Origin of the sequence: uncultured Sphingomonas sp., assembly GCF_936927845.1 — a bacterium.
Classification (GTDB): domain Bacteria; phylum Pseudomonadota; class Alphaproteobacteria; order Sphingomonadales; family Sphingomonadaceae; genus Sphingomonas.
In genome coordinates this window covers 40,078-64,235 of sequence record NZ_CAKZHV010000003.1, presented here as the reverse complement: position 1 = coordinate 64,235, position 24,158 = coordinate 40,078, and the positions used below count along the sequence as shown (strand labels likewise).

Genomic DNA, 24,158 nt, shown 5'->3' with positions numbered 1-24,158 from the left:
TAGGTGCCGCGCGCGCGAAAAACAGTGGCAAGCGGCCACGACGGGCGTAACGCCTCGTTGCTATGGACGCAGAACAGGTAAAAGGCGCCGTCGCCGCGGTCGCAGGTACGCGTGCGACGGTCAGGATCGACGGCAACCGTATCGGCGTGGTGATCGACGCGAGCGGGCTCGACAACCAGGCGCGCGACGCGCTGGAGGCGAGCGTGCGGATGGCGGCGAGCGTGCCCGGCGCCGAGTTGCGCGTCGTCGTCACCGCCGAACGCCCGGCACGCCGGCTGATCGCGGTGGCGAGCGGCAAGGGCGGAGTGGGCAAGTCGACGTTGTCGGCCAATCTCGCGATCGCGCTCGCCCGTGGGGGGCGACCTGTCGGGCTGGTCGACGCCGACATCTACGGCCCGTCGCAGCCGCGGCTGATGGCGGTCGAGGGCACGCGGCCGGAGGCGCGCGACAAGGTGCTGATGCCGGTGCAGACGCCGTACGGTGTGCCGCTGTTGTCGATGGGGCAATTGGTCGAGCCCGGCCGCGCGCTCGCGTGGCGCGGGCCGATGACGGCGGGGGCGCTCGGGCAGATGGTCGACGCCGAATGGGGGATTGCGGACACGCTGGTGGTCGACCTGCCGCCGGGCACCGGCGACGTGCAGTTGACGATGCTGCAGAAGCACCGCCCGGCGGGCGCGGTGATCGTCTCGACGCCGCAGGATCTCGCGCTGATCGACGCGCGGCGCGCAATCGACCTGTTCGACAAGGCAGGTGTGCCGATCATCGGGCTGGTCGAGAACATGGCGGGCTACGTTTGCCCGCATTGCGGCGAGGTGTCGGACCCGTTCGGCAACGGCGGCGCCGAGGCGACCGCGCGCGCCGGCGGCATCCCGTTCCTGGGACGCGTGCCGCTCGACATCGCGATCCGCACGGCGTCGGACGCCGGACAGCCGCCCGCGGCCGCACCGGGCGACCGCGTGTTCGCGGGGATCGCGGCGCAGGTGGCGGACTGGTTGCAGCGCAACTGAGGCGGAGGCGGGGCGTTCCCCCGGAAAGAAGGAGTTTGCTCATGCCGCTGACGAGTGACGCCGACATCAAGGCCCTGCTGGAGGAAACGCGCACGATCGCGGTGGTCGGCGCGTCCGATCGCCCCGATCGCCCGTCGTACCGTGTCATGAAGACGCTGCAGGACCATGGGTATCGCACGATACCCGTCAATCCGCAGATCACCGGCGAGCACGTCCACGGCGAATATGTCTTTCGCGAGCTCGGACAGCTCGGCGATCCGATCGACATGGTCGACGTCTTTCGCCGCTCCGATGCGGTCGGCGAGGTGGTCGATCAGGCGATCGCGATCGGTGCCAAGTCGATCTGGATGCAATTGGGTGTGATCGACCAGCGTGCCGCGGCGCGTGCGGAAGCCGCCGGGCTCAAGGTGGTGATGGACCGCTGCCCGGCGATCGACCTGCCGCGGCTGGGCGTCGCCAAGATCAGTGCCTGACAGGTCGAAGGCCGACGGGTCGGGGCCGGATGGGTCGGCAATTGGCCCGTCATTCCTTCCACCCCCACTTGCCGGACCGCGGCGCCGGGCGCATCATCCCGTGTCATGATACCGCTCCTGCTGCTGCTCGCCGGTGCCGATGACGCGATGGCAACCTATCGTGCCCGCACCGCGGCCGAGCATCGCTGTGTCATCGATCCCAATGCCACCGACGTCACGGTGTGCGGACGGCGGCGGGCGGATCGCTTCCGCGTGCCGTTTGTCGGCGGCAACAACGAGAACCGCGTCGATGACGTGCCGTTCGAGCGTGAGGCGATGCTGCATCGCACCACGCCGATCGACGATCTGAGCCCGTTCCTGGTGGGCGGCGGCATGGCCGGCGTGAGCGTCAGCACGCGCGGCGGCGTCTTCGGGTACAAGACACGCGAACTCGCGAAGTAGCGGTGATCGTGCGGGGCTGATCCCGCCGCTTTCGTCGCGGCGGGCCTTTCGCCGGCAGTCGCATCTGATACGATCCCCCGCAAACACGAACGGGGGTTGCCAGTGTCCAGTCTTTTCCGCCGCAAACCGATGGCGCCGCCCGCGCCCGACGCGCACGGCCACGCGCTCGCGCGGACCTTGTCGTGGCCGCATCTGGTCGCGCTGGGCGTCGGGGCGATCGTCGGCACCGGTATCCTGACGCTGATCGGCGTCGGCGCGGATCGCGCGGGGCCGTCGGTGATCCTGAGCTTCGTGATCGCGGGCGCGATCTGTGCCTGCGCCGCGCTCGCCTACGCCGAAATGGCGACGATGATCCCGACCTCGGGCAGCGCGTACACCTACAGCTACGTCGTGCTGGGGGAGGTGATCGCCTGGGTGATCGGCTGGTCGCTGATCCTCGAATATTCGCTGGTCGTGTCGACGGTCGCGGTCGGCTGGTCGGGCTATGCCGCGCCGCTGCTGACGCCGCTCGGCTTCCCGGTCGCGCTGACGCAGGGGCCGGAACTAGGTGGCGTTGTCAACGTGCCCGCGATCTTCATCATCGCGGTGGTCGCAGGGTTGCTCAGCCTGGGCACGAAGGAGAGCGCGACGCTGAACGCAGTGCTGGTGGTCGTCAAGCTGATCGCGCTCGCAGTGTTCGTCGCGGTTGCGCTGCCGCATTTCGACGGCGCGAACCTGCAACCGTTCATGCCGTTCGGCTTTGCCAAGTCGGTGTCGGCGGACGGGGTGGAGCGCGGCGTGATGGCGGCGGCGGCGATCATCTTCTTCGCCTTCTACGGCTTCGACGCGATCTCGACCGCGGCTGAGGAGACGAAGAACCCCGGGCGTGATCTCGCGATCGGCATCGTCGGATCGATGGTGGCGTGCGTGGTGATCTACATGGCTGTAGCGGTCGCCGCCGTCGGTGCGCTGTCGTTCACGCGCTTCGCCGACTCGCCCGAACCGCTCGCGCTGATCCTGCGCGGAATCGGGCAACCGGGGTTCGCGACGTTCCTGGCGGTCAGCGCGGTGATCGCGCTGCCGACGGTGCTGCTCGGGTTCCTGTTCGGGCAGAGCCGCATCTTCTTCGTGATGGCGCGCGACGGGTTGCTGCCGCAGGCGCTCGCCAAGGTATCGTCGCGTGGGACGCCGGTCAGGATCACGGTGATGACCGCGGTGCTGGTCGCGATCATCGCGGGCGTGATGCCGATCGACGCGATCGCGGCGCTGGCGAATGCGGGCACGCTCGCGGCGTTCATCGCGGTGTGCGTGGCGATGCTGGTGATGCGCAGGCGTGCGCCCGATGCGCCGCGCACCTTCCGCACCCCCGCGGCGTGGCCCGTCGGGATCGTCGGCGTGCTCGGCTGCCTGTACCTGTTCTCCAGCCTGCCGAGCCGGACGCAGCTATACTTCGTGTTGTGGAACGCTGCCGGGCTGGTGCTCTATTTCGCCTGGGGCCGTCGCCGCGCGAGTGCGATGCTCGGCTAAATCGGGCGCGTCACGGCGGCGCCCGCGTCGATGAGCAGCCGCGCGGCCTGTTCGTCGAAGGTGACGAGCATTTCCGCGCCGAGGCGACGCCCGTCCGCTTCGATCACCGCGTCGGCGAAGTCGCCGCCGCGCTCTAGCAGCGCCAGGCCTGCCTCGACCGCCGGCCAGTCGACCTGCACGCGTGGATCATCCAGCAGGAGGCGCAGCGCGGCGGCGATCCGCGCGCCACTCCACTTGTGGACTCGCCTGAGCACCCACACAGTCTCGGCGAGTGCTACAATCGGGAGCGCAACGAGCGTCGCCTGCGACAAGGTGTGCATGGCCAAGGCGGATTGCACCTGATCGTCGGCGGTGAGCGCACGGAGGAGGACGTTGGTGTCCGCCGTGATCTTCACGGCTCGACTTCCCCGGCCCAGGCGCGCGCGATCGCCTCGTTCATCTCTTCAATCGACAGCGCCTTCTGGCCGGGCCGGTGAAGTATGCCGAACGCGTCCTCCATCCGTCCGGTACGTGCGCGCCGCTGCGCCGTTAGCGTCAGGCGACCGCCGGGTGCGGGCGTTACCTCCACCTTGTCGCCTGGGTGGAGCGCGAGGTGCTGCAACAGCTCCTTCTTGAGCGTGATCTGGCCCTTGGCGGTGATCGTCAGCGTGGTCATGGCGACAAGGTAAGGCAAAAATGCCTTACCTTCAACGGTGCGTCGAAGGAGGGAAGAAGCGCGATCCCGGCTCAAGACCGGGATGACGGGTAGATACGAAGAAGCCCGCATCGCTCGGCGCGAAGCGGGCTCCCTTGTCACTCAATCCTCACCGCCGGTCAGGCAGCGAGCTTGCGCAGCACGTACTGGAGGATGCCGCCGTTCAGGAAATACTCCAGCTCGTTGACGGTATCGATGCGGCAGCGTGCCTGGAACGTCTCGGTCGAGCCGTCGGCGCGCGCGAGCTTGACCGTCACGTCCTGACGCGGGCGCAGGCCTGCGACATTCTCGATCGTGAAGGTCTCGTCGCCGGTGAGGTTCAGCGTCGCGCGGTCGGTGCCCGCGGCGAACTGGAGCGGCAGCACGCCCATTCCGACGAGGTTCGAACGGTGGATACGCTCGAAGCTTTCCGCGATCACCGCGCGCACGCCGAGCAGGTTGGTGCCCTTTGCCGCCCAGTCGCGCGACGAGCCGGTGCCATATTCCTTGCCCGCGACCACCACCAGCGGCGTGCCATCGGCCTTGTGGCGCATCGCCGCGTCGTAGATCGGCATGACCTCGCCCTCGTAGCGGCTCATGCCGCCCTCGACGCCGGGTACCATCTCGTTCTTGATGCGGATGTTGGCGAAGGTACCGCGCACCATCACATTGTCGTTGCCGCGACGCGCGCCATAGGAGTTGAAGTCGGCGCGGCTGACCTGACGCTCCTGCAACCACTTGCCCGCCGGGCTGTCGGCCTTGATCGAGCCCGCCGGGCTGATGTGGTCGGTGGTGATCGAGTCGCCCAGGATTGCGAGCGGCTTCGCCTCGATGATGTCGGTGACAGGCTTCGGCGTCATCTCCATGCCCTCGAAATAGGGCGGGTTGGCGATGTAGGTCGACGCGGGCGGCCAGGCGTAGGTGTCGGTACCTTCGACCGAGATGCCCTGCCACTTGGTGTCGCCGGCATAGACGTTGCCGTAGCGCGAGCGGAACATGTTGTCGTCGATGTTGGCGGCCATGAGGTCGGCAACCTCCTGGTTGGTCGGCCAGATGTCCTTCAGGTACACCGGGCCGTCGGTGCCTTCACCGATCGGCGTGTCGTTCATGTCGGTGGTGACGGTGCCCTTCAGCGCATAGGCGACGACGAGCGGCGGGCTGGCCAGGAAGTTCGCGCGCACGTCCGGGCTCACGCGGCCTTCGAAGTTGCGGTTGCCCGACAGCACCGAGGCGGCGACGAGATCGTTCTCGTTGATCGCCTTGCTGATGGGTGCCGCGAGCGGACCCGAGTTGCCGATGCAGGTGGTGCAGCCGTAGCCGACGAGGTTGAACCCCATCGCGTCGAGATCGGCCGAGAGGCCGGCCTTGTCGAGATAGTCGGTGACGACCTGGCTGCCGGGGGCGAGCGAGGTCTTGACCCACGGCTTCGGCATCAGGCCCTTCTCGCGCGCCTTGCGCGCGACGAGGCCGGCGGCGACCAGCACCGAGGGGTTGGAGGTGTTGGTGCAGCTGGTGATCGCCGCGATCACCACGTCGCCGTCGCCGATGTCGTGGTCGCGCTCCTCGACCGCGACGCGCGCAGGACGCTCCTTGTGGTAGATCTTGTGCAGGTCACCGTTGAACACCTCGTCGACGCTGTCGAGGCTGACCTTGTCCTGCGGACGCTTCGGACCCGCGAGGCTCGGGACGACCGAGCCCATGTCGAGTTCGAGCGTGTCGGTGAAGATCGGGTCGGGTGCGTCGGCGGCACGCCAAAAGCCGTTCGCCTTCGCATAAGCCTCGGTCAGCGCGACGGTTTCTTCCGAGCGCGCGGTCAGGCGCATATAGTCGAGCGTCTTGTCGTCAACCGGGAAGAAGCCGCAGGTCGCGCCGTACTCGGGCGCCATGTTGGCGATCGTCGCGCGGTCGGCGAGCGTCATCTGGTCGAGGCCGGGGCCGTAAAATTCGACGAAGCGGCCGACCACGCCCTTCTTGCGCAGCATCTGCGTAACGGTCAGCACGAGGTCGGTCGCGGTGATGCCCTCGCGAAGCTGGCCGGTCAGCTTGAAGCCGACGACCTCGGGGATCAGCATCGAGACCGGCTGGCCGAGCATCGCCGCCTCCGCCTCGATCCCGCCGACGCCCCAGCCGAGCACGCCCAGACCGTTGACCATCGTGGTGTGGCTGTCGGTGCCGACCAGCGTGTCGGGATAGGCGATCGTCGCCTCACCAGTGGCGTGGTCGCCCGTCTCGGTCGAGGACCAGATCGCCTGGGACACATACTCGAGGTTCACCTGGTGGCAAATGCCGGTGCCCGGCGGCACGACCTTGAAATTGTCGAGCGCCTTCGATCCCCATTTCAGGAATTCGTAGCGCTCGCCATTGCGCTGATATTCGAGCTCGACGTTGTCGTCGAACGCCTTGGGCGTGCCGAACTCGTCGACCATCACCGAGTGGTCGATGACGAGGTGGACGGGTACCTGCGGGTTGATCTTCGCCGGGTTGCCGCCGAGCTTGGTGATCGCGTCGCGCATCGCCGCCAGATCGACGACGCAGGGCACGCCGGTGAAATCCTGCATCAGCACGCGCGCGGGGCGATACTGGATCTCGCGGTCGGGCGAATTGGGGTTGTTCTGCCAGTCGACGATCGCCTGGATGTCGGCCTCGGTCACGGTCACGCCGTCCTCGAAGCGGAGCATGTTCTCGAGCAGCACCTTCAACGAGAAGGGCAGGCGGCTGACATCGCCGTACTTGGCGGCGGCGACGTCGAGCGAGAAGTAATCGTAGCTCTTGCCGCCGGCGGTGAGCGTCTTGCGGGCCTTCAGCGTGTCGTGGCCGATCGCGGTCATGGGGCGTCCTTTGCTGTTGCACCGGCGGGCTCGGGAAGGCGGGGGAGACCCGCGCGGGCGCCGACGATAGCCTGATGGTTGGCCTGAATATAAGGTCGCCGCGGGCGATAGCAGCGCATCGCGAGTGCGAAAAGGGGGAGGGTGTGCGCCTTTTTGTTTCTACCCGCGTTGTGGCGCGCGAACCGGGGAGGGAGCGGACACGATGCCACGCAAGCTGAAGGTGTTCCGCACCGCCGCGGGCTTCCACGACGCCTATGTCGCCGCGCCAAGCCGCAAAGCCGCGCTCGCCGCCTGGGGCGCGGAGCGGGACCTGTTCGCGCGTGGCGCGGCGGAGGAGGTGACCGATCCGGCGTTGATGAAAGAGCCGCTGGCGCACCCTGGCGAGGTGATCAAGCGGTCGCGCGGCAGCGCGGCGGAGCAGTTCGCGGCGCTGCCGGCCGACGCACCAAAGCCGAAGCGGACGCCTAAGGTGCGAGCGGCCAAGGCCGAGCCGGTGGCGGAGCCTGCGCCGAAACCATCGCGCAACGCGCTCGACGCCGCGCACGAGGCGATCGACGCCGCCGAGCGCGATTGGCGCAAGGTTCAGCGCGAGCTGGCCGCGCGGCAGGCTGCGCTCGACCGTGAGCGGCGCGACGCGACCGAGCGGCACGAGCAGGCGCTCGCCGACCTAGAACGCACCAGTCGCCGCGCGCAGGAGGAGTATGATGCGGGGCTTGCTGCTTGGCGCGAGGCGCGGTGAGGTCGGCGCCTACGCGTCGGATCGGGCGCGAGAAGAAGCGGGACCCCGGATCAAGTCCGGGGTGACGGTGTGCAGGCGTCAGTCGTTGCCGCCGACCCAGTCGCCCAGCCCGCCGAGCACCGATCCCTCGCCGCGGTTGCCGCCGCGCCCGCTCGCGGCCTGGAGCATCCGCCCGGCCAATCGCGCGAACGGCAGCGACTGGATCCACACGGTGCCGGGGCCGCGCAGCCGCGCGAAGAATGCGCCCTCGCCGCCGGTGAACATCGTGCGCACGCCGCCGACCGTTACGAGATCGAAGTCGACCGACGGCGTGTAGGCAGCGAGGCAGCCGGTATCGACGTGGAGTTCGTCGCCCGCGCGCAACTCGCGCTGCACGACGGTGCCGCCCATCTGCACGAACACCCAGCCGTCGCCGTCCAATCGCTGCATCACGAACCCTTCGCCGCCGAACAGCCCGGTCATCACGCGGCGCTGGAATGCGACGCCGATCTGCACGCCCTTGGCGGCGGCGAGGAAGCTGTCCTTCTGGCAGATCAACGTGCCGCCCAGATCGGCGAGGCGCAGCGGCAGGATCGAGCCCGGCGTCGGCGAGGCGAAGGCGACGCGCGCCTTGCCCGATCCCTGATGCGTGAACACGGTGGTGAACAGGCTCTCGCCCGTCACCAGCCGCTTGCCAGCACCCAGCAGCGCGCCCATGAAGCCGCCGCCCGAGCCCGACGAGCTGCCGTCGCCGAACACGGTGGTCATCGCGATGCTCGCGTCCTTCCACACCATCGCGCCGGCCTCCGCGACCGCACTCTCACCGGGGTCGAGCTCGATCTCGACGAATTGCAGCTCCTGCCCCTTGATCTCGAAATCGACGTCGTCGGCAACGCCGTCGCGGCGCATGTGCGACCAGGGACTGTTGGGCATGGAACGGCTCCTTCTTCACTCGCGGTGTATTATAGACGTGCTACAGCGGCGGCGCAACGTGGAGCCGGGTTGATTCGCGCGTGCCTACCCCGGTATCAGGCGCATCCGGGCGACCGTGTTGGTCGCCCTTGCTGTTTGAACGAGGAGAAGCCCCGTGTCCGCTTCTGCGACGTCCGAGTCCGCGACGATCCCCGCATTGATGCCCGTCTACCCGCGGTGCGACGTGCGACCGGTGCGAGGCGAGGGGGTGTACCTCTACGGCGAGCGCGGCGAGCAATATCTCGACTTCGCGAGCGGGATCGCGGTCAACGCGCTCGGGCACGCGCACCCCGCGCTGACGAAGGCGATCGCGGATCAGGCCGGAACGCTGATGCACGTGTCGAACCTGTACGGCAGCCCACAGGGCGAAGCGTTCGCGCAAAAGCTGGTCGACGCGTCGTTCGCCGATACGTTGTTCTTCACCAATTCGGGCACCGAGGCGGTCGAGTGCGCGATCAAGACCGCGCGCCGCTATCATTTCGCGAACGGCAATCCCGAGCGCCACACGCTGATCACGTTCAACAACGCGTTCCACGGCCGCACGATGGGCGCGATCTCGGCGACCAACCAGGCGAAGATGCGCGACGGGTTCGAGCCGCTGCTGCCGGGCTTCGCCTACGCGGCGTTCAACGATCTGGACGCGGCGCTCGCGCTCGTCGACGACCACACCGCCGGGTTCATGGTGGAGACGATCCAGGGCGAGGGCGGGGTGTCAGCGGCCAGCCCTGAGTTCATCCAGGGGCTGCGCAAGGCGGCCGACGAGCATGGCCTGCTGCTGGTGCTCGACGAGGTGCAGTGCGGCTACGGGCGCACGGGCAAGATGTGGGCGTACGAGCATTACGGCATCACTCCCGACATCATGTCGGTCGCCAAGGGCATCGGCGGCGGTTTCCCGCTCGGCGCGTGCCTCGCGACCGCGGAAGCGGCGAAGGGGATGGTGTTCGGCACCCACGGCTCGACCTATGGCGGCAACCCGCTGGCGATGGCGGCGGGCGAGGCCGTGCTGGGTGTGATCCAGGGCGAGGGGTTCCTCGATCATGTCACCGCGATGGGCGAGCGGTTGCGCTCGGCACTCGAGCAGATGATCCCCAACCACGATCACCTGTTCGAGCCCGGCCTGCGCGGGATCGGGCTGATGACGGGCGTGAAGCTCAAGCCCGAGGCCGACGCGCGGCAGTTCGTCGCGCATCTGCGCGACCGTCACGGACTGTTGCTGGTGTCGGCGGGCGAGAATGTCGTCCGTATCCTGCCGCCGCTGATCATCGAGCAGGCTCATATCGACGAGTTCGTCAGCAAGCTGAGCGACGGCGCGCGCGTGTTCGTGCCGGCTGCCGACGATTGACCTTAAATCCTCCCCGCTGCGCGGGGAGGGGGACCATGCGCAGCATGGTGGAGGGGGATTGCGGGCGGTGCGTGTGGGGCGATGCCCCTCCACCAGCTTCGCTGGTCCCCCTCCCCGCGCAGCGGGGAGGATAAAATGATGCGCCTTTTCCTGAACCTGTCCGATGCGGGCGCGGACGCGATCGCGGCGATGCTTGACGATGCACTGACCCGCAAGCAGGCGCGCGCCGGCTGGCCGAAGGGGAAGGTCGACGCCGACGCGCCGCTCTCGGGACGCGTGCTCGCGATGATCTTCGAGAAGAACTCGACCCGCACGCGCGTGTCGTTCGACATGGCGATCCGCCAGCTCGGCGGGCAGTCGATCGTGATGGAAGCGGGGCAGATGCAGCTCGGCCGCGGCGAGACGGTGGCCGACACCGCGCGCGTGCTCTCGGGATACGTCGACGCGATCATGATCCGCACCGACGACCATGCCAAGGTCGAGGAGATGGCGCGCTACGCGAGCGTCCCCGTCATCAACGGTCTGACCGACGCGTCGCACCCGTGCCAGATCATGGCGGACCTGTTGACGATCATCGAGAGCGGCAAGTCGCTGCCCGGCCTCAAGGTCGCGTGGCTGGGTGACGGCAACAACGTGCTCGCCTCGATCGTGGAGGCCGCCGGGCTGATGCATTTCGACGTGGTCGCCGCCTGTCCGCAAGGATTCCAGCCCGAAGAGGAGGCGATCACCCGCGCGTCGGGACGCGCGCGCGTCGTCGCGGACCCTCGCGAGGCGGTCGAGGGCGCCGACATCGTCGTCACCGATACCTGGATCTCGATGGGGCAGGCGCAGGCGGAGACCAAGCTCGCCGCGATGATGCCGTATCAGGTCGACGCCGCGCTGATGGCGCATGCGAAGCCGGACGCGAAGTTCCTCCACTGCCTGCCCGCGCACCGCGGTGAGGAAGTGACGCCGGAGGTGATCGACGGCGCGCAGTCGCTGATCTGGGCGGAGGCGGAGAACCGGCTCCACGCGCAGAAAGCGATCCTGCGCTGGTGCTTCGGCCAGGTCGGGTGATCGGTTGATCGTCGGCGGGTCGGCTCCCAGATAGGGAGCATTCCACGACATGCTGGCTCGTCGCGCCGCCCTCGCGGTGTGCCGGTCGCTGTCGATCCGCTGACGGAGCCGCCGATCTTGACCGACCAGATAAACGCCGACCTCGACCGTGCGCTCGGTTTCGCTATTCCCGACCGGCACGCGCGCGGGCGCGTGATGCGGCTGGGACCCACGCTCGACACGATCCTCGCCGCGCACGCTTATCCGCCGGTAATCGAGCGCCTGCTCGCCGAGGCGCTGACGCTGACCGCGCTGATCGGCTCGACGCTCAAGGACCCGAGCGGGCAATTGACGATGCAGACGCAGACGCAGAACGGCGTCGTCACGCTGATGGTGTGCGACTATCGCGGCGGCGAGCTGCGCGGTTACGTCCAGTTCGATGCCGAGAAACTGGCGGATGTGGGCGAGGAGCCGAGCCTGTTCGCGCTGTTCGGGCAGGGCTATCTCGCGATCACCTTCGACCTCGCCAGCACCGGCGAGCGTTATCAGGGGATTGTGCCGCTCGACGGCGAGACGATCGCGGACGCGGCGCAGAGCTATTTCTTTCAGTCGGAGCAGATCCCGACTCTGCTGCGCGTCGGCGTGAAGAAGGGCGCGGACGGGCGCACGGTGGCGGGCGGGCTGCTGCTTCAGCATCTGCCCGAGGGGGAGCTCGGGCGCGAGCGGTTGCACGTGCGGCTCGACCATCCCGAGTGGGAGCATGTCGCGGCGCTCGGCAGCACGATGGGGGCGGACGAGCTCGCCGACGCGGGCCTTCCGCTCGAAACACTCGTCTGGCGCCTGTTCAATGAGGAAAGCGAGGTGCGCGTGCTCGACCACGCCGCCATCTCGCGCGGCTGCCGCTGCACGCCCGAGCATATCCGCTCGGTGCTCGCCAAATTCCCGCTCGCCGACCGGCTGGAGATGGCAGACGAGGACGGCGTGATCGCGGTCGATTGCGCCTTCTGCGCGACCGTGTTCCCGCTGCGCGCGGACGACGTCGTCGCGTGAATGCTTTACGTTAAGGTTGCGGTAAGGAAATCAGGGTAGGTCCGCTGTCATACTCGTTTTTGGCGAGTATGTTTTCTCCCAAGAAAACGGCTCTTGCGAGCCGACCCCTGGGCCGCCCGACGGGGCGGCCCTTTCGGCGTCTGGCGTTTACAGCCGCGCAATCATGTCAAAGGGTTGCGCATCGCGACCGATCGGCCTAGCGGCGCGCGGATCATGACACAGCAAACCCCTGCGGTCGTCCTCGTCTCCGGCGGGCTCGACTCGATGGTCTCCGCCGCGTTGGCGCGCGAGGCGGGCTATCCCGTCCTCGCGCTCTCGGTCGATTATAACCAGCGCCACCGCGTCGAACTCGCCGCCGCCGCGCGTGTCGCGAACGCGGTCGGGGCAACGCGCCACGTCGTGCTGCCGCTCGACCTGTCGGCGTTCGGTGGCTCGGCGCTGACCGACAGCAGCATCGCGGTGCCCAAGGACGGCGTCGACGAGGGCGCGATCCCCATCACCTACGTGCCGGCGCGCAACACTATCTTCCTCAGCCTCGCGCTCGGCTGGGCAGAGGCGGCGGGCGGCCGCGACCTGTTCGTCGGCGTCAACGCGCTCGACTATTCGGGCTATCCCGATTGCCGGCCCGAGTTCATCCAAGGGTTCGAGCGGCTGGCGGAACTCGCCACCAAGGCGGGAGTCGAGGGTGAGCCGTTCCGCATCCACGCGCCGCTGCAACACATGACCAAGGCCGACATCGTGCGCGAGGGCGCGCGATTGGGGCTCGACATGGGGCTGAGCTGGTCGTGCTACGATCCGACCCCGGCGGAGCAGCATTGCGGTCTGTGCGATTCGTGCCGGCTGCGCCACAAGGGGTTCGAGGATGCGGGCGTCGCCGATCCGACCGATTACGCGGTGACCCCGCCGGCCCCCTAGGACGAACGGCGCGATGACCTATTCCGTCAAAGAGATGTTCCTGACGCTCCAGGGCGAGGGCGTGCAGGCCGGGCGGCGCGCGGTGTTCGTGCGCTTCGCCGGGTGCAATCTCTGGACCGGGCGCGAGCAGGACCGCGCGCGCGCCATCTGTCAATTCTGCGACACCGATTTCGTCGGCACCGATGGGGCGGGCGGGGGCAAGTTCGCCGACGCCGACGCGCTGGTGGCCGCCGTTGCAGGTTTCTGGGGCCCGGACACGGAGCGCCGATTCGTCGTGCTCACCGGGGGCGAGCCGATGCTGCAGGTCGACGACGCGCTAGTCGACGCGCTGCACGCCGCGGGGTTCGAGATCGCGATCGAGAGCAACGGGACGCTTCCCGTTCACTCCGGCATCGACTGGGTGTGTATCAGCCCGAAGGCGGGCAGCGAGACGGTGCAACGCTCGGGCGACGAGTTGAAGCTCGTCTGGCCGCAACCGGGCAGCGACGTCGAAGCCATGGAGGGCTGGGACTTCCGCCACCTGCTGCTGCAACCGATGGACGATGCGCGTGGGGCAGCGAACGTCGACGCGGCGATTGCGCTGGTGATGGAGCGCCCGCGCTGGCGCTTGTCGCTCCAGACGCACAAGGCGCTGGGGCTGCGCTGACCTCTTAGGCGATTGTCGCTCTGTCGGGTGTTCCACACTCCCTTCCCTGAAAGGGAGGGGTTGAGAGTGGATCGGCGGCGGCGACGCTTCGTGGCGGGCCTACCCACCCCCGACCCTTCCCTTTCAGGGAGGGAAGAAGACGAGCCTTACCGCGCCGCCTTCTCCGCCTCGTAGTTCTTCAACTCGTCGCCGGTGATCCGCACGACGTGGAGCACGTTGGTCGAACCCGGCGTGCGGAAGGGCACGCCCGCCATCACGATCACGCTGTCGCCCGCCTTGGCGACGCCCTGGCGCAGCGCGATGCGCTTGGCCTTGGCGACCATTTCCTCGAACGAGGCGACGTCGCGTGTGTGGACGTTGTGCGTGCCCCACAACAGCCCCAGACGACGCGCGGTCTCCAGCTGCGGGGTCAGCACCAGGATCGGCACGCCCGGCCGCTCGCGCGCGATCCGCCGCGCGGTGGAGCCCGAGGTCGTGAAGCAGATGATCGCGGAGGCTGACACCGTCTCGGCGATGTTCTTGGCCGCTTCCGCCAGCGCGTCGGCGGTGGTGGGATCGGGGCGCGTCACCGTGAAGTGGATGCGATCGCCGTGCATCGGATCGCGCTCCACCGCGTCGCCGATCGCGTTCATCATCGACACCGATTCGACCGGCCACTGGCCCGCCGCGCTCTCGGCCGACAGCATGATTGCGTCGGCGCCGTCGTAGATCGCGGTGGCGACGTCCGACACCTCGGCGCGGGTGGGCGACGGGCTGACGATCATCGATTCGAGCATCTGCGTCGCGACCACCACCGGGCGGCCCAACCGGCGCGAGGTCTCGACGATGCGCTTCTGCAACGGCGGGACCGACTGCGGCGGCAGCTCGACGCCCAGGTCGCCGCGCGCGACCATCACGCCGTCGCACGCTTCGACGATCTCCTCCAGCCGCTCGATCGCGGCGGGCTTCTCGATCTTGGCGAGGAGTGCCGCCTTGCCCTCGATCAGCTTGCGCGCTTCCCACAGATCCTCGGGGCGCTGGACGAACGACAGCGCGATCCAGTCGACCCCCTGGTCGATCGCGAAGGCGAGGTCGCTGCGATCCTTCGCGGTCAGCGCTGCCATCGGCACCACCACGTCGGGAACATTCAGCCCCTTGTTGTTGCTGAGGGGGCCGCCGACCTCGACCTGCGTGACGAGCCGGTCGGCGTCGCATTCCACCACGCGCAGCACCAGCTTGCCATCGTCGAGCAGCAGCCGCGCACCCGCCTCCATCGCGGCGAAGATCTCGGGGTGCGGCAATTGCACGCGGCCGGCGTCGCCCGGTGTCGCGTCGTGGTCGAGCACGAAGGTGCTGCCCGTTTCCAGCACGACGCGGCCATCCGCGAAGCGCCCGACGCGCAGCTTCGGCCCCTGCAGGTCGGCGAGGATGGTCGACGGGCGGTCGAACTCCTGCTCCAGCGCGCGGATCGCCTTGATCACGTCGACCTTCGACGCCTGGTCGCCGTGGCTCATGTTGATGCGGAACGCGTCGGCACCGGCCTGGAACAGCTTCGCGATCATCTCGGGCGTGTTGCTCGCCGGGCCGAGGGTCGCGAGGACGCGGACCTTCCGCGAGCGGGGGGCGAAGGAGTGGGTCATGGGGAGGCTTCCTGCTTTGCGCGTGCGTGCCTTAGCCGCTAACCGCGGCTGATCAACCTACTAGACGCGCAACCGCGTCAACGGAGTGACACATGGACCGGCTCGACACCCTTGACGACGCGGCCGCCGCCGCTGCTTTCCGCCGGCTGGTGCGCCACCTGCGCCATCGCCGCGACGCACAGAACGTCGACCTGATGGGGCTCGCCGGGTTCTGCCGCAACTGCCTGTCCGACTGGACGCAGGAAGCGTCGGGGATGAGCAAGGACGACGCGCGCGAGACGATCTACGGCATGCCCTACGCCGAGTGGAAGGCGAACCATCAGTCGGATGCCACCCCCGAGCAACTGGAGCGGATGGCGGAGAGCGTGAAGAAGAACGCCTGACGCCGCGTAGCGCCCGACCCCTTGTCGGCGCCGGCATCATCGGTCACGTTGCCGGCAACAGCGCGCGCGCCGGGGCAGGCGCGCGACCAAGGGGAGAAGGCCATTGTTGAAGTTCGTCGGTAGCGCGCTGGCGCTGGTTCTCGCATGCCCCGCGCTGGCGCAAGCACCTGCGGCACCCGCGGCACCCGCGGCACCCGCGGCACCCGCCACGCCGCCCACGGCCACTCCCGCACCCGTCGTCACCTACATCCACGCCGGGCAGTTGCTCGACCGGCCCGGTCAGCGCCCACGCGGGAACAGCACGATCGTCGTGCGCGACGGCCGTGTTGTCGAGGTGCGCGACGGCTTCGTCGCGCCGCCCGCGGGCGCCAAGCTGATCGACCTGTCGCGCCGCTTCGTGCTGCCCGGGCTCACCGACATGCACGTTCACCTATGGGGGATCGGCGGCGACCCGATGCGCGCGCGGCTTGCTGAGGCGACGCAGGACCAGGCCGACGACATGATGGTCGCGGTGGTCAACGCGCGGAAAACGCTGGAGGCGGGCTTCACCACCGTGCGTGATCTCGGCGGCAATCCGCGCGGGCTTCGCGCGCTGCGCGAGGCGGTGGAGAGGGGCGACGTGGAGGGGCCGACGATCGTCAACGCCGGCACGATGATCTCGGTGACGGGCGGGCACGGCGACGGGACCAACGGTCTGGGCGAGAGCTTCGCCGACGCGGTGCACGCGCACCAGATCAACGTCTGCGACGGCCCCGACGATTGCCGCCGCGCGGTCAGAAAGCAGGTCGGCTTGGGCGCGCAGGTGATCAAGTTCGCGGCGACCGGCGGCGTGCTGTCGAACGTGTCGGGTGGCCTCGGGCGCGCGATGACGCCCGAAGAGATGCGCGCGATCGTCGAGACCGCGCACGCATTGGGACGCAAGGCGACCGCGCACAGCCACGCGGCGGAGGGGACCAAGGCCGCGCTGGAGGCGGGCTGCGATTCGATCGAGCACGCGAGCTACCTCGACGACGAGACGATCCGGCTGTTCAAGGCCAAGGGCGCGTATCTGGTGCCGACCGAGATCGCGCCGGTCGCCGCGCTCGCGCAGGCACGCGCGGGCGCGCTGCCGCCGGCGACGATCCCCAAGGCGGAGGCGGCCGCGGCGGCGATGCACGCCAATCACAAGAAAGCCTGGGCGGCGGGTGTCAAGTTCGCGTTCGGCACTGATTCGGGCGTCTCCAAGCACGGCGACAACGCGACCGAGTTCGCGTATCTGATCGACCTCGGCATGACGCCCGCGCAGGCGATCGCCAGCGCGACGGTCGCTGCCGCCGACCTGCTCGGGCGCGACGATATCGGCACGCTGACACCCGGGAGCCGAGCCGACGTGATCGCGGTGACGGGCTCGCCGCTGGAGGATGTCCGCCGGCTCGAGCACGTCGACTTCGTGATGCACCGCGGGATCATCGCCAAACCGGTCATCGACTAACGCTTGAGTGGGCGCGCCCGGTCGCTTAGACGCCGCGCCCACACCCATCAGGGTTAACCGGCCGAACCCCGCTGCGCACCCGCGCGGCAGGGCGCGCGGCCTATTCTTTCAAGGAAACGAACACATGGCTGAAGAGCGGGGCGAGGGCATGGGCGGCGGTCACGTCGCAGCAGACGAGCTGCGGTTGCTGATCGAGCGCGCCGAGCGGCTGGAAGAAGAGAAGAAGGGCATCCAGGACGACATCAAGGACGTGATGTCGGAGGCGAAGAGCCGCGGCTACGATCCCAAGGCGATCCGCAAGATCATGTCGATCCGCAAGAAGAAGCGCGAGGAATACCAGGAAGAGGAAGCGATCCTCGAAGTGTACATGCAGGCGCTCGGCATGATCTGATCCGGTGCGGTCGGTCGATCATCTGACCGGCCCGACAGATTGCACTACCGCCGTCATCTCGGCCTTGAGCCGGGATCCCGCTGCCTGCCGCATCGGTCGGAGAAGAAGCGGGACCCCGGATCAAGTCCGGGGTGACGAATTGGGCGATTACACGCTCACGCCGCCTCCGCCGCCGCCGTGGTCCAGCCCAGATGCGGGATGGTGATCGAGCGCTTGCCCGAGAGATCGACGCGGCTGACGAACAGTTCGCGGTTCTCGATGTAACCGATCAACCGCCGCACGCGACCGAGCGAGCTGGTGCCGTAGGTGTGCGCCAGTTCCTCGTCCGACGGGCACGGCCGTCCCTCACGCGCGGCGCGCGCAACCAGCAGGAACGCGCCCATCATGTCCTCAGGGAGCGTGTCCGCCAGGCGCAGCGCGTCGGCCCATTCCTCCGCGCCGACGTCGAAAATGCCCGCGCGCGCGCAGCTCAGCCGGCGGGTGAACGCGGTCAGGTCCATCGCGGGGCGCGGCAATCCCGCCATGCGGCAGCGGACCTGAAAATCCTGGAACAGCACCGACGCCGGCCGCCCGAACGCCTCGGGGTCGGACACGACACCGCGCAGCGCCTCGGCATAGATCGCTTCCACCTCGTCCTCGCTGCGCTCGGGCACAGCGGTCGCCGCGACGCTGGCGGCGGGGCTGCGCGACAGGTCGGCGGCGACTTCGGTTGCGGGGACGCGGCGCGGGCGCGGCACGTGCGCCATCGGCAGCTCTGGCGCGTCCACCACCGGTTCGACGATCAGGTCGGCGAGTTCGAGCGGCTTGGCGCTCGGCAGCGGCACCAATTTGGGGCTGGAGGATCGCGCGGAGGTCTCGACCTCGCCGATGCGCACGCTGACCGGGCGGCGCGACACCGCGGGGCCGAGCGCCATGAAGGTCCCGCGCGGCAGGTCGCGGATCGCCTCCGCCTGCCGCCGCTCCATGCCGAGCAGGTCGGCCGCGCGCGCCATGTCGATGTCGAGAAAGGTGCGCCCCATCAGGAAGTTGGACGCCTCCGCCGCGACGTTCTTCGCGAGCTTCGCCAGCCGCTGCGTGGCAATCACGCCGGCGAGCCCGCGCTTCCGCCCGCGGCACATCAGATTGGTCATCGCCGACAGCGACGCGCGGCGCACGTCCTCCGCAACCTCGCCGCCGGTGGTCGGCGCGAACAATTGCGCCTCGTCGACCACCACGAGCGCGGGATACCAATGCTCGCGCGGCGCATCGAACAATGCCGACAGGAAGGCAGCGGCGCAGCGCATCTGCCCCTCGGCCTCCAGCCCCTCCAGGCTCAGCACCACCGAGGTGCGATGCGCGCGCAGTCTGCCCGCGAACCGCTCGATCTCGGGCACCGAATAATCCGCCGCCTCGATCGCGACATGGCCGTAGGCACCCGACAGCGTGACGAAATCGCCCTCGGGATCGATCACCACCTGCTGCACCTGACCCGCCGATCGTTCGAGCAGGCGACGCAGCAGGTGCGATTTCCCCGACCCCGAATTACCCTGCACGAGCAGGCGGGTCGCCAGCAATTCCTCAAGGTCCATCGCGACCGGCGAGCCGCGCTCGTCGAGCCCCATGTCCACGCGTACCGTCATGGCGGTGCATGTGCCCGGCGCGTGTGGCGGGAGCAAGGCCGCGACTCGGCCGGCCACGGTTGAGCGCAGCGCCCGCCCGCTCTAAGAGCCGAGCAACGTTTCAGTTTGCAGGGTTACGATGGCCGGCCATTCCAAATTCAAGAACATCATGCACCGCAAGGGCGCGCAGGATAAGAAGCGCTCCAGCATGTTCTCCAAGCTCAGCCGCGAAATCACCGTGGCAGCCAAGATGGGCCTGCCCGACCCTGACATGAACCCGCGCCTGCGCGCCGCGATCAATGCCGCCAAGGCGCAGTCGGTGCCCAAGGACAATATCCAGCGCTCGATCGACAAGGCATCGAAGGGCGACACCGAGAATTACGAGGAAATCCGCTACGAGGGCTTCGGTCCGGGCGGCGTGTCGCTGATCATCGAGGCGCTGACCGACAACCGCAACCGCACCGCGACCAACGTGCGTACCGCGGTGTCGAAGAACGGCGGCAATCTCGGCACCGCGGGCTCGGTCAGCCACGGCTTCGACCGCGTCGGCCTCATCACCTATCCGGCGAAGGCGGGCGACGCCGACAAGGTGTTCGAGGCCGCACTCGAGGCGGGGGCGGAGGACGTCACCTCGACCGAGGAAGGCCACGAGGTCTGGACGGCGCAGGGCGATCTGCACGAAGTCGCCAAGGCGCTGGAACCGGTGCTGGGCGAAGCGGAGAGCGCGAAGCTCGCGTGGCGGCCGCAGACGATGGTCGAGGTCGGCGAGGCCGATGCGGCGACGCTGTTCAAGCTGATCGACACGCTCGACGACGACGACGACGTGCAAACGGTGTGGGGCAATTACGAAGTGTCCGACGCCGTGATGGAGAAGCTCGGCTGACCAAGCCCCTCATCATCCTCGGCATGGACCCCGGGCTCGGCACGACGGGGTGGGGCGTGATCCGGGCCGAGGGCAACCGGCTGACGCATGTCGCCAACGGGCAGATCAAGACCGACACGACGATGCCGCTCGCCCGGCGGTTGTGGAACCTCCATTCCGCGCTGATCGACGTGATCCGCGCGGAGAAGCCCGACAGTTCGGCGGTCGAGGAGGTGCTGGGCAACAGCAACGCGCAGTCGACGCTGAAGCTGGGGCAGGCGCGCGGCGCGGTGCTGCTCGCCGCCGCCGCCTCGGGGCTGATCGTCGGTGAATATCACCCGAGCGCGGTGAAGAAGGCGGTGGTGGGAACCGGCGGCGCGGAGAAGCGCCAGATACAGGCGATGCTCGGCCATCTGCTGCCGGGCGCCAAGCTCGCCGGCCCCGACGCCGCGGACGCGCTCGCGGTCGCGATCACCCACGCGCATCACCTCGCGAGCCAGGAGGGCATGATGCGGCGGGCGAGGGTGATGGCGTAGGGGAGAGCGGGACGCGATTTCCGCTGCTTAACTATGTTGGCTAGATGTTGGCTAGATCGATCGAAGAAGCGGGACCCCGGATCAAGTTCGGGAAGGCGGTGCGTTGAACATAGCCTCTCTCGTCATCCCGGGCTTGATCCGGAACCCGCTTCTTCTCACCGGTCACACAAGCGCATTCCCCCTCCCGCTTCCCCTGCGTTCCTGTTAGGTTCCGCCGTATGACTGCACTCCGGCCTCCTACCCGATGATCGCGCATTTGAAAGGTCGACTCGAATCGACCGGCGTCGACCATGCGGTGATCGACGTCGGCGGCGTCGGCTATCTGGTCGGTGCCTCCGCTCGCACGCTCGCGGCGCTCGGCCCCGCCGGTGAAGCGTGCGTGCTTCACACCGACCTGCTCGTCGGCGAGGACTTCCTGCGGCTGGTCGGCTTCGCGACCGCGGCCGAGCGTGACTGGTTCCGGCTGCTGACGGGCGTGCAGGGAGTGGGCGCGCGCGTCGCGCTCGCGATCCTCTCCGCGCTCGAGCCCAACGACATCAGCCGCGCGGTGATGGCGCAGGACAAGGCAACGGTCGCGCGCGCCAACGGCGTCGGGCCGAAGCTCGCCGAGCGGATCGTGCGCGAGTTGAAGGACAAGGTCGGCGGCATCGCGATCGGCCCAGCCGCGGCGGCGCAGGTGATCCCGGCGGGTGCGGGCGCTGACGCAGTGTCGGCGCTGCTCAACCTCGGTTTCCGCCCCGCCGAGGCGAGCGCCGCGGTCGCGGCGGCGGAGGAAGAACTGGGTGACACGGCGACGCTCGACGCATTGGTGCGGCTGGCACTCAGGAAGGCGGCGAAGTGATACGACCAAAAGCCTTCGGCTTCGACGTGTTCGGCACCGTCGTCGACTGGCGCACCAGCATCGCGCGCGAGAGCGCGACGTTCCTCGCGCGGATCGGTCGCAACGACCTCGACGCCGAGCACTTCGCCGACGCATGGCGCGCGCGCTACCAGCCCGCGATGGCGAAGGTGCGCGAGGGCGGGCGCGACTTCGTGATCCTCGACGTGCTCCACCGCGAGATGCTGGTCGACCTGCTCGACCACCACGGCATCGACGCGGAGGCGCTCGATCCCGCGCTCGTCACCGACTGGGCGCACGCGTGGCACCGGCTCGATGCCTGGCCCGACCCGGTCGCCGGGCTGGCGCGGTTGCGCGCGCTCGCGCCCGTCGTCACGCTGTCGAACGGCAATGTAGCGTTGATGATCGAGCTCTCGCGTCGCGCCGGGCTCGAGTGGGACGCGATCCTCGGCGCCGAGCACGCGCGCGCGTTCAAGCCGTCGCGTGAGGTTTACCTCTCCACGGCCGCGGCGTGCGGGGTTGAGCCGGGCGACTTCTGCCTCGTCGCCGCGCACCACAGTGATCTCGCCGCGGCGCGCAAGGCGGGGCTGATGACCGCCTATATCGAGCGGCCGATGGAATATGGCGGCGCACCCGCGCCCGACCGCGATCAGCGGCAGGACTGGGATTACGAGGCCGACAGCCTCACCGCGCTCGCCGCGCAACTGGAAGTGCCTGAGTGACCGATACCGAACGCCTGCTCACCCCCGCCAGGCGGCCCGAGGACGTCGACGCCGCGCTGCGCCCGCGCAGCCTCGACGATTTCGTCGGGCAGAAGGCGGCGCGCGAGAATCTGCGCGTGTTCATCGATGCGGCGCGCGGGCGCGGCGACGCGCTCGACCACGTGCTGTTCTTCGGACCGCCGGGGCTGGGCAAGACCACGCTGGCGCAGATCGTCGCGCGCGAGATGGGGGTGGGGTTCCGCGCCACCTCTGGCCCGGTCATCGCCAAGTCGGGCGATCTTGCCGCGCTGTTGACCAATCTCGAGGACGGCGACGTGCTGTTCATCGACGAGATTCACCGGCTCCAGCCCGCGGTCGAGGAAGTGCTCTACCCCGCGATGGAGGATCGCGCGCTCGATCTGATGATCGGCGAAGGGCCGTCGGCGCGCAGCGTGCGGATCGACCTGCCGCGCTTCACGCTGGTGGGCGCGACAACGCGGCAGGGATTGCTGACGACCCCGTTGCGCGACCGCTTCGGCATTCCGCTGCGATTGCAATTCTACTCGGTCGACGAACTGACCCGCGTGGTGACGCGCGCCGCCGGGTTGCTCGACATGAGCATCGCGCCCGATGGCGCGGCCGAGGTCGCCAGGCGGTCGCGTGGCACCCCGCGCATCGCCGGGCGGCTGCTGCGCCGCGTGCGCGATTTCGCGAGCGTCGCGGGCGCGGCGGTGGTCGACGCCGGCGCCGCCGACCGCGCGCTCAACCGGTTGGAGGTCGACCAGCTCGGGCTCGACGCGATGGATCGGCGCTACCTCCACATGATCGCCGACGTGTACCGCGGCGGCCCGGTGGGTGTCGAAACGCTAGCCGCCGGCCTGTCCGAGCCGCGCGACACGATCGAGGAGGTGATCGAGCCGTATCTGATCCAGCTCGGCCTCGTCGCGCGCACCGCGCGCGGCCGCGTACTGAATGCGGGCGGGTGGAAGCATCTGGGGCTCAACCCGCCCGCGGGCAGCCAGGACGGACTGTTCGACGCGGGGTGAGAGGCTGGGTCACGTCAGCGGTCGCGAACGCTGACCCATGCAGATGAGCGCGGTATGCACGCCGTGACCGATCGCCTGTCAGCGTTGATAGCCCGCTAGCAACGTCGCCCAACGTATTGTCGCCGGATCAGCTGGTGATACCGTCGGCGCAGCGCACCCGCATGCCCTTCGTTGTCACCAGCGCCTTTTCGCCCGGTTGCGCCTCGGCTCGGCCATCGCCCTTGCTGCTGGATACCGTCAGCACCATCGGCCGGTCGATGACGCAGCGATATTCGGCCTTGGTGACGGTGCAGGCTTTGCGCAACGCGGCCTCGTCCTCGGGTGAGGCGCTGCCGACCGATTCCACGCCGAACGCGATCGATGCCGAGCCACCGATGAATGCGGCTTTCAGACCGGAGATCAGTCGGCCTTCGTAGAGACCGGGCTTGCCAGCGGCGTGCAAGCCGATTTGCGGCGCCAGTCGCGCACAGAAACTGGGTGCAGTCTGCTGTGCAAGCGTCGGACTGCCGGCGATGAGAACAGCGCTGGCAATGATCCACTTCATGTCGTTTGTCCCCCCGATTACCTCACCATCATCCATGGTGCGCGGGGATTGTACAGCCTTGTTCGGGTGAAAACCTTGCCGCCGGAGGCTAGTCGTCTTCACCAGGGCGATATTAAGTGTGTGAATGGCTAAGGGAGCCGACATCACGCCGCTGCGTTGAGCGCTTCTACCATTCGAGGAGCCCCGCATGTCGCACTCGCACACGCCGCCCGTGCCCAAGGACAATCAATCGCCTTACCCGATCCACGAGCCGCCCCATCCCCACGCGACCTCTGCGCCGACCGATCGCCCGGTCGCCAGAACCCCCGACAAGCACGACGGAAACCGTTCGCTTGCCATCGGCGCGGCGATCGGGATCGGTGCCGCCGCGCTCGCGCTGGCCGCGGGCGTGTACATGCTGGAGGAGCGCGATAAGCCCAAGGGGAAGAAGTCGCCCAAGTCCAGCCACAAGGGCAAAGGCCCCAAGGGCGCACACAAGCCGAAGCCCGATCACGACGCCAAGCACGCCGCGTGAGCGCTTGGGTGCCGCCAACGATATGTTGCGTGGCACCCGACACCCGCGT

At 68.6% G+C, this 24,158-nt stretch carries 26 protein-coding genes; 19 read left to right on the top strand and 7 right to left on the bottom strand.

The window, feature by feature from the left end; translation table 11 throughout:
- The first annotated feature begins 62 nt into the window (after nucleotides 1–62).
- The 4 genes from Q0579_RS01090 (at nucleotide 63) to Q0579_RS01075 (ending at nucleotide 3,427) form a co-directional block, all read left to right on the top strand.
- Nucleotides 63–1,007 carry an Mrp/NBP35 family ATP-binding protein gene (locus Q0579_RS01090; protein WP_298808201.1) on the top strand — a complete coding sequence of 315 codons (945 nt, stop codon included), beginning with the start codon at nucleotides 63–65 and terminating at the stop codon, nucleotides 1,005–1,007.
- A 41-nt stretch (nucleotides 1,008–1,048) separates the two neighbouring features.
- On the top strand, nucleotides 1,049–1,480 hold the full coding sequence (locus Q0579_RS01085; protein ID WP_298808199.1) for a CoA-binding protein: 432 nt from the start codon (nucleotides 1,049–1,051) through the stop codon (nucleotides 1,478–1,480).
- Between the two features lie 105 nt (nucleotides 1,481–1,585).
- Nucleotides 1,586–1,921 carry a hypothetical protein gene (locus Q0579_RS01080; protein ID WP_298808196.1) on the top strand — a complete coding sequence of 112 codons (336 nt, stop codon included), beginning with the start codon at nucleotides 1,586–1,588 and terminating at the stop codon, nucleotides 1,919–1,921.
- 129 nt (nucleotides 1,922–2,050) lie between these two features.
- Nucleotides 2,051–3,427 (top strand): amino acid permease, encoded by a 1,377-nt coding sequence (locus tag Q0579_RS01075; RefSeq protein WP_298808283.1) that lies wholly within the window; start codon nucleotides 2,051–2,053, stop codon nucleotides 3,425–3,427.
- Here the strand turns inward: Q0579_RS01075 and Q0579_RS01070 are convergent.
- The 3 genes from Q0579_RS01070 to acnA form a co-directional block, all read right to left on the bottom strand.
- Nucleotides 3,424–3,822, bottom strand: coding sequence for a type II toxin-antitoxin system VapC family toxin (locus tag Q0579_RS01070; protein WP_298808194.1), 399 nt, complete (start codon nucleotides 3,820–3,822; stop codon nucleotides 3,424–3,426). The two genes, Q0579_RS01075 and Q0579_RS01070, sit on opposite strands and share 4 nt — an antisense overlap.
- The gene (locus Q0579_RS01065; RefSeq protein WP_298808193.1) at nucleotides 3,819–4,082 is read right to left on the bottom strand and encodes an AbrB/MazE/SpoVT family DNA-binding domain-containing protein; all 264 of its coding nucleotides are present in this window, start codon (nucleotides 4,080–4,082) and stop codon (nucleotides 3,819–3,821) included. The genes Q0579_RS01070 and Q0579_RS01065 overlap by 4 nt, the downstream gene beginning before the upstream one ends.
- Before the next feature lie 158 nt (nucleotides 4,083–4,240).
- Nucleotides 4,241–6,928 carry an aconitate hydratase AcnA gene (acnA, locus tag Q0579_RS01060; protein WP_298808192.1) on the bottom strand — a complete coding sequence of 896 codons (2,688 nt, stop codon included), beginning with the start codon at nucleotides 6,926–6,928 and terminating at the stop codon, nucleotides 4,241–4,243.
- A gap of 202 nt (nucleotides 6,929–7,130) precedes the next feature.
- On the opposite strand from acnA, the gene Q0579_RS01055 reads away from it, so the two are divergent.
- Nucleotides 7,131–7,667, top strand: coding sequence for a hypothetical protein (locus Q0579_RS01055; protein ID WP_298808190.1), 537 nt, complete (start codon nucleotides 7,131–7,133; stop codon nucleotides 7,665–7,667).
- A 78-nt stretch (nucleotides 7,668–7,745) separates the two neighbouring features.
- On the opposite strand, the gene Q0579_RS01050 is transcribed toward Q0579_RS01055, so the two are convergent.
- Nucleotides 7,746–8,579 carry a TIGR00266 family protein gene (locus Q0579_RS01050; protein WP_298808188.1) on the bottom strand — a complete coding sequence of 278 codons (834 nt, stop codon included), beginning with the start codon at nucleotides 8,577–8,579 and terminating at the stop codon, nucleotides 7,746–7,748.
- Nucleotides 8,580–8,733: 154 nt separating this feature from the next.
- Between Q0579_RS01050 and Q0579_RS01045 the strand changes: the two genes are divergently transcribed.
- The 5 genes from Q0579_RS01045 to queE all read left to right on the top strand — a co-directional run bounded on the left by Q0579_RS01045 (nucleotide 8,734) and on the right by queE (nucleotide 13,606).
- Entirely contained in the window at nucleotides 8,734–9,960 is a 1,227-nt protein-coding gene (locus Q0579_RS01045) for an aspartate aminotransferase family protein (protein ID WP_298808187.1), read from the top strand.
- A 138-nt stretch (nucleotides 9,961–10,098) separates the two neighbouring features.
- Nucleotides 10,099–11,016: an ornithine carbamoyltransferase gene (gene argF / locus Q0579_RS01040; RefSeq protein ID WP_298808185.1), complete on the top strand. Its 918-nt coding sequence runs from the start codon at nucleotides 10,099–10,101 to the stop codon at nucleotides 11,014–11,016.
- Nucleotides 11,017–11,133: 117 nt separating this feature from the next.
- Nucleotides 11,134–12,045: an Hsp33 family molecular chaperone HslO gene (locus Q0579_RS01035; protein WP_298808183.1), complete on the top strand. Its 912-nt coding sequence runs from the start codon at nucleotides 11,134–11,136 to the stop codon at nucleotides 12,043–12,045.
- A gap of 213 nt (nucleotides 12,046–12,258) precedes the next feature.
- Nucleotides 12,259–12,960 (top strand): 7-cyano-7-deazaguanine synthase QueC, encoded by a 702-nt coding sequence (gene queC / locus Q0579_RS01030; RefSeq protein ID WP_298808181.1) that lies wholly within the window; start codon nucleotides 12,259–12,261, stop codon nucleotides 12,958–12,960.
- A gap of 13 nt (nucleotides 12,961–12,973) precedes the next feature.
- Nucleotides 12,974–13,606 (top strand): 7-carboxy-7-deazaguanine synthase, encoded by a 633-nt coding sequence (queE, locus tag Q0579_RS01025; RefSeq protein ID WP_298808180.1) that lies wholly within the window; start codon nucleotides 12,974–12,976, stop codon nucleotides 13,604–13,606.
- Nucleotides 13,607–13,752: 146 nt separating this feature from the next.
- Here queE and pyk read toward each other — a convergent pair whose 3' ends face one another.
- On the bottom strand, nucleotides 13,753–15,225 hold the full coding sequence (gene pyk, locus Q0579_RS01020; RefSeq protein WP_298808178.1) for a pyruvate kinase: 1,473 nt from the start codon (nucleotides 15,223–15,225) through the stop codon (nucleotides 13,753–13,755).
- Between the two features lie 92 nt (nucleotides 15,226–15,317).
- Between pyk and Q0579_RS01015 the strand changes: the two genes are divergently transcribed.
- The 3 genes from Q0579_RS01015 to Q0579_RS01005 all read left to right on the top strand — a co-directional run bounded on the left by Q0579_RS01015 (nucleotide 15,318) and on the right by Q0579_RS01005 (nucleotide 17,470).
- The gene (locus Q0579_RS01015; protein ID WP_298808176.1) at nucleotides 15,318–15,608 is read left to right on the top strand and encodes a DUF1244 domain-containing protein; all 291 of its coding nucleotides are present in this window, start codon (nucleotides 15,318–15,320) and stop codon (nucleotides 15,606–15,608) included.
- Between the two features lie 106 nt (nucleotides 15,609–15,714).
- A complete protein-coding gene (locus Q0579_RS01010) occupies nucleotides 15,715–17,079 on the top strand; it encodes an amidohydrolase family protein (protein WP_298808174.1) in 1,365 nt (454 codons plus the stop codon).
- 124 nt (nucleotides 17,080–17,203) lie between these two features.
- Entirely contained in the window at nucleotides 17,204–17,470 is a 267-nt protein-coding gene (locus Q0579_RS01005) for a DUF2312 domain-containing protein (RefSeq protein WP_093004464.1), read from the top strand.
- Nucleotides 17,471–17,625: 155 nt separating this feature from the next.
- Here the strand turns inward: Q0579_RS01005 and Q0579_RS01000 are convergent, their stop codons facing one another.
- A complete protein-coding gene (locus Q0579_RS01000; protein WP_298808169.1) occupies nucleotides 17,626–19,089 on the bottom strand; it encodes an ATP-binding protein in 1,464 nt (487 codons plus the stop codon).
- 118 nt (nucleotides 19,090–19,207) lie between these two features.
- Here Q0579_RS01000 and Q0579_RS00995 point away from each other — a divergent pair, with 118 nt between their 5' ends.
- From Q0579_RS00995 to ruvB, 5 genes are all read left to right on the top strand, one after another.
- Nucleotides 19,208–19,951: a YebC/PmpR family DNA-binding transcriptional regulator gene (locus Q0579_RS00995; protein WP_298808167.1), complete on the top strand. Its 744-nt coding sequence runs from the start codon at nucleotides 19,208–19,210 to the stop codon at nucleotides 19,949–19,951.
- 23 nt (nucleotides 19,952–19,974) lie between these two features.
- A complete protein-coding gene (gene ruvC, locus Q0579_RS00990; RefSeq protein ID WP_219767012.1) occupies nucleotides 19,975–20,466 on the top strand; it encodes a crossover junction endodeoxyribonuclease RuvC in 492 nt (163 codons plus the stop codon).
- Nucleotides 20,467–20,710: 244 nt separating this feature from the next.
- A complete protein-coding gene (gene ruvA, locus Q0579_RS00985; RefSeq protein ID WP_298808158.1) occupies nucleotides 20,711–21,307 on the top strand; it encodes a Holliday junction branch migration protein RuvA in 597 nt (198 codons plus the stop codon).
- Nucleotides 21,304–22,026: a haloacid dehalogenase type II gene (locus Q0579_RS00980; protein WP_298808156.1), complete on the top strand. Its 723-nt coding sequence runs from the start codon at nucleotides 21,304–21,306 to the stop codon at nucleotides 22,024–22,026. The genes ruvA and Q0579_RS00980 overlap by 4 nt, the downstream gene beginning before the upstream one ends.
- Nucleotides 22,023–23,051, top strand: a complete 1,029-nt coding sequence (gene ruvB, locus Q0579_RS00975) for a Holliday junction branch migration DNA helicase RuvB (protein ID WP_298808153.1) — start codon at nucleotides 22,023–22,025, stop codon at nucleotides 23,049–23,051. Before Q0579_RS00980 ends, ruvB begins: the two co-directional genes overlap by 4 nt.
- Nucleotides 23,052–23,178: 127 nt before the next feature.
- Here ruvB and Q0579_RS00970 read toward each other — a convergent pair whose 3' ends face one another.
- On the bottom strand, nucleotides 23,179–23,595 hold the full coding sequence (locus Q0579_RS00970; RefSeq protein ID WP_298808150.1) for a hypothetical protein: 417 nt from the start codon (nucleotides 23,593–23,595) through the stop codon (nucleotides 23,179–23,181).
- Between the two features lie 187 nt (nucleotides 23,596–23,782).
- On the opposite strand from Q0579_RS00970, the gene Q0579_RS00965 reads away from it, so the two are divergent.
- Nucleotides 23,783–24,109, top strand: coding sequence for a hypothetical protein (locus Q0579_RS00965; protein ID WP_298808147.1), 327 nt, complete (start codon nucleotides 23,783–23,785; stop codon nucleotides 24,107–24,109).
- Nucleotides 24,110–24,158: the final 49 nt, after the last annotated feature.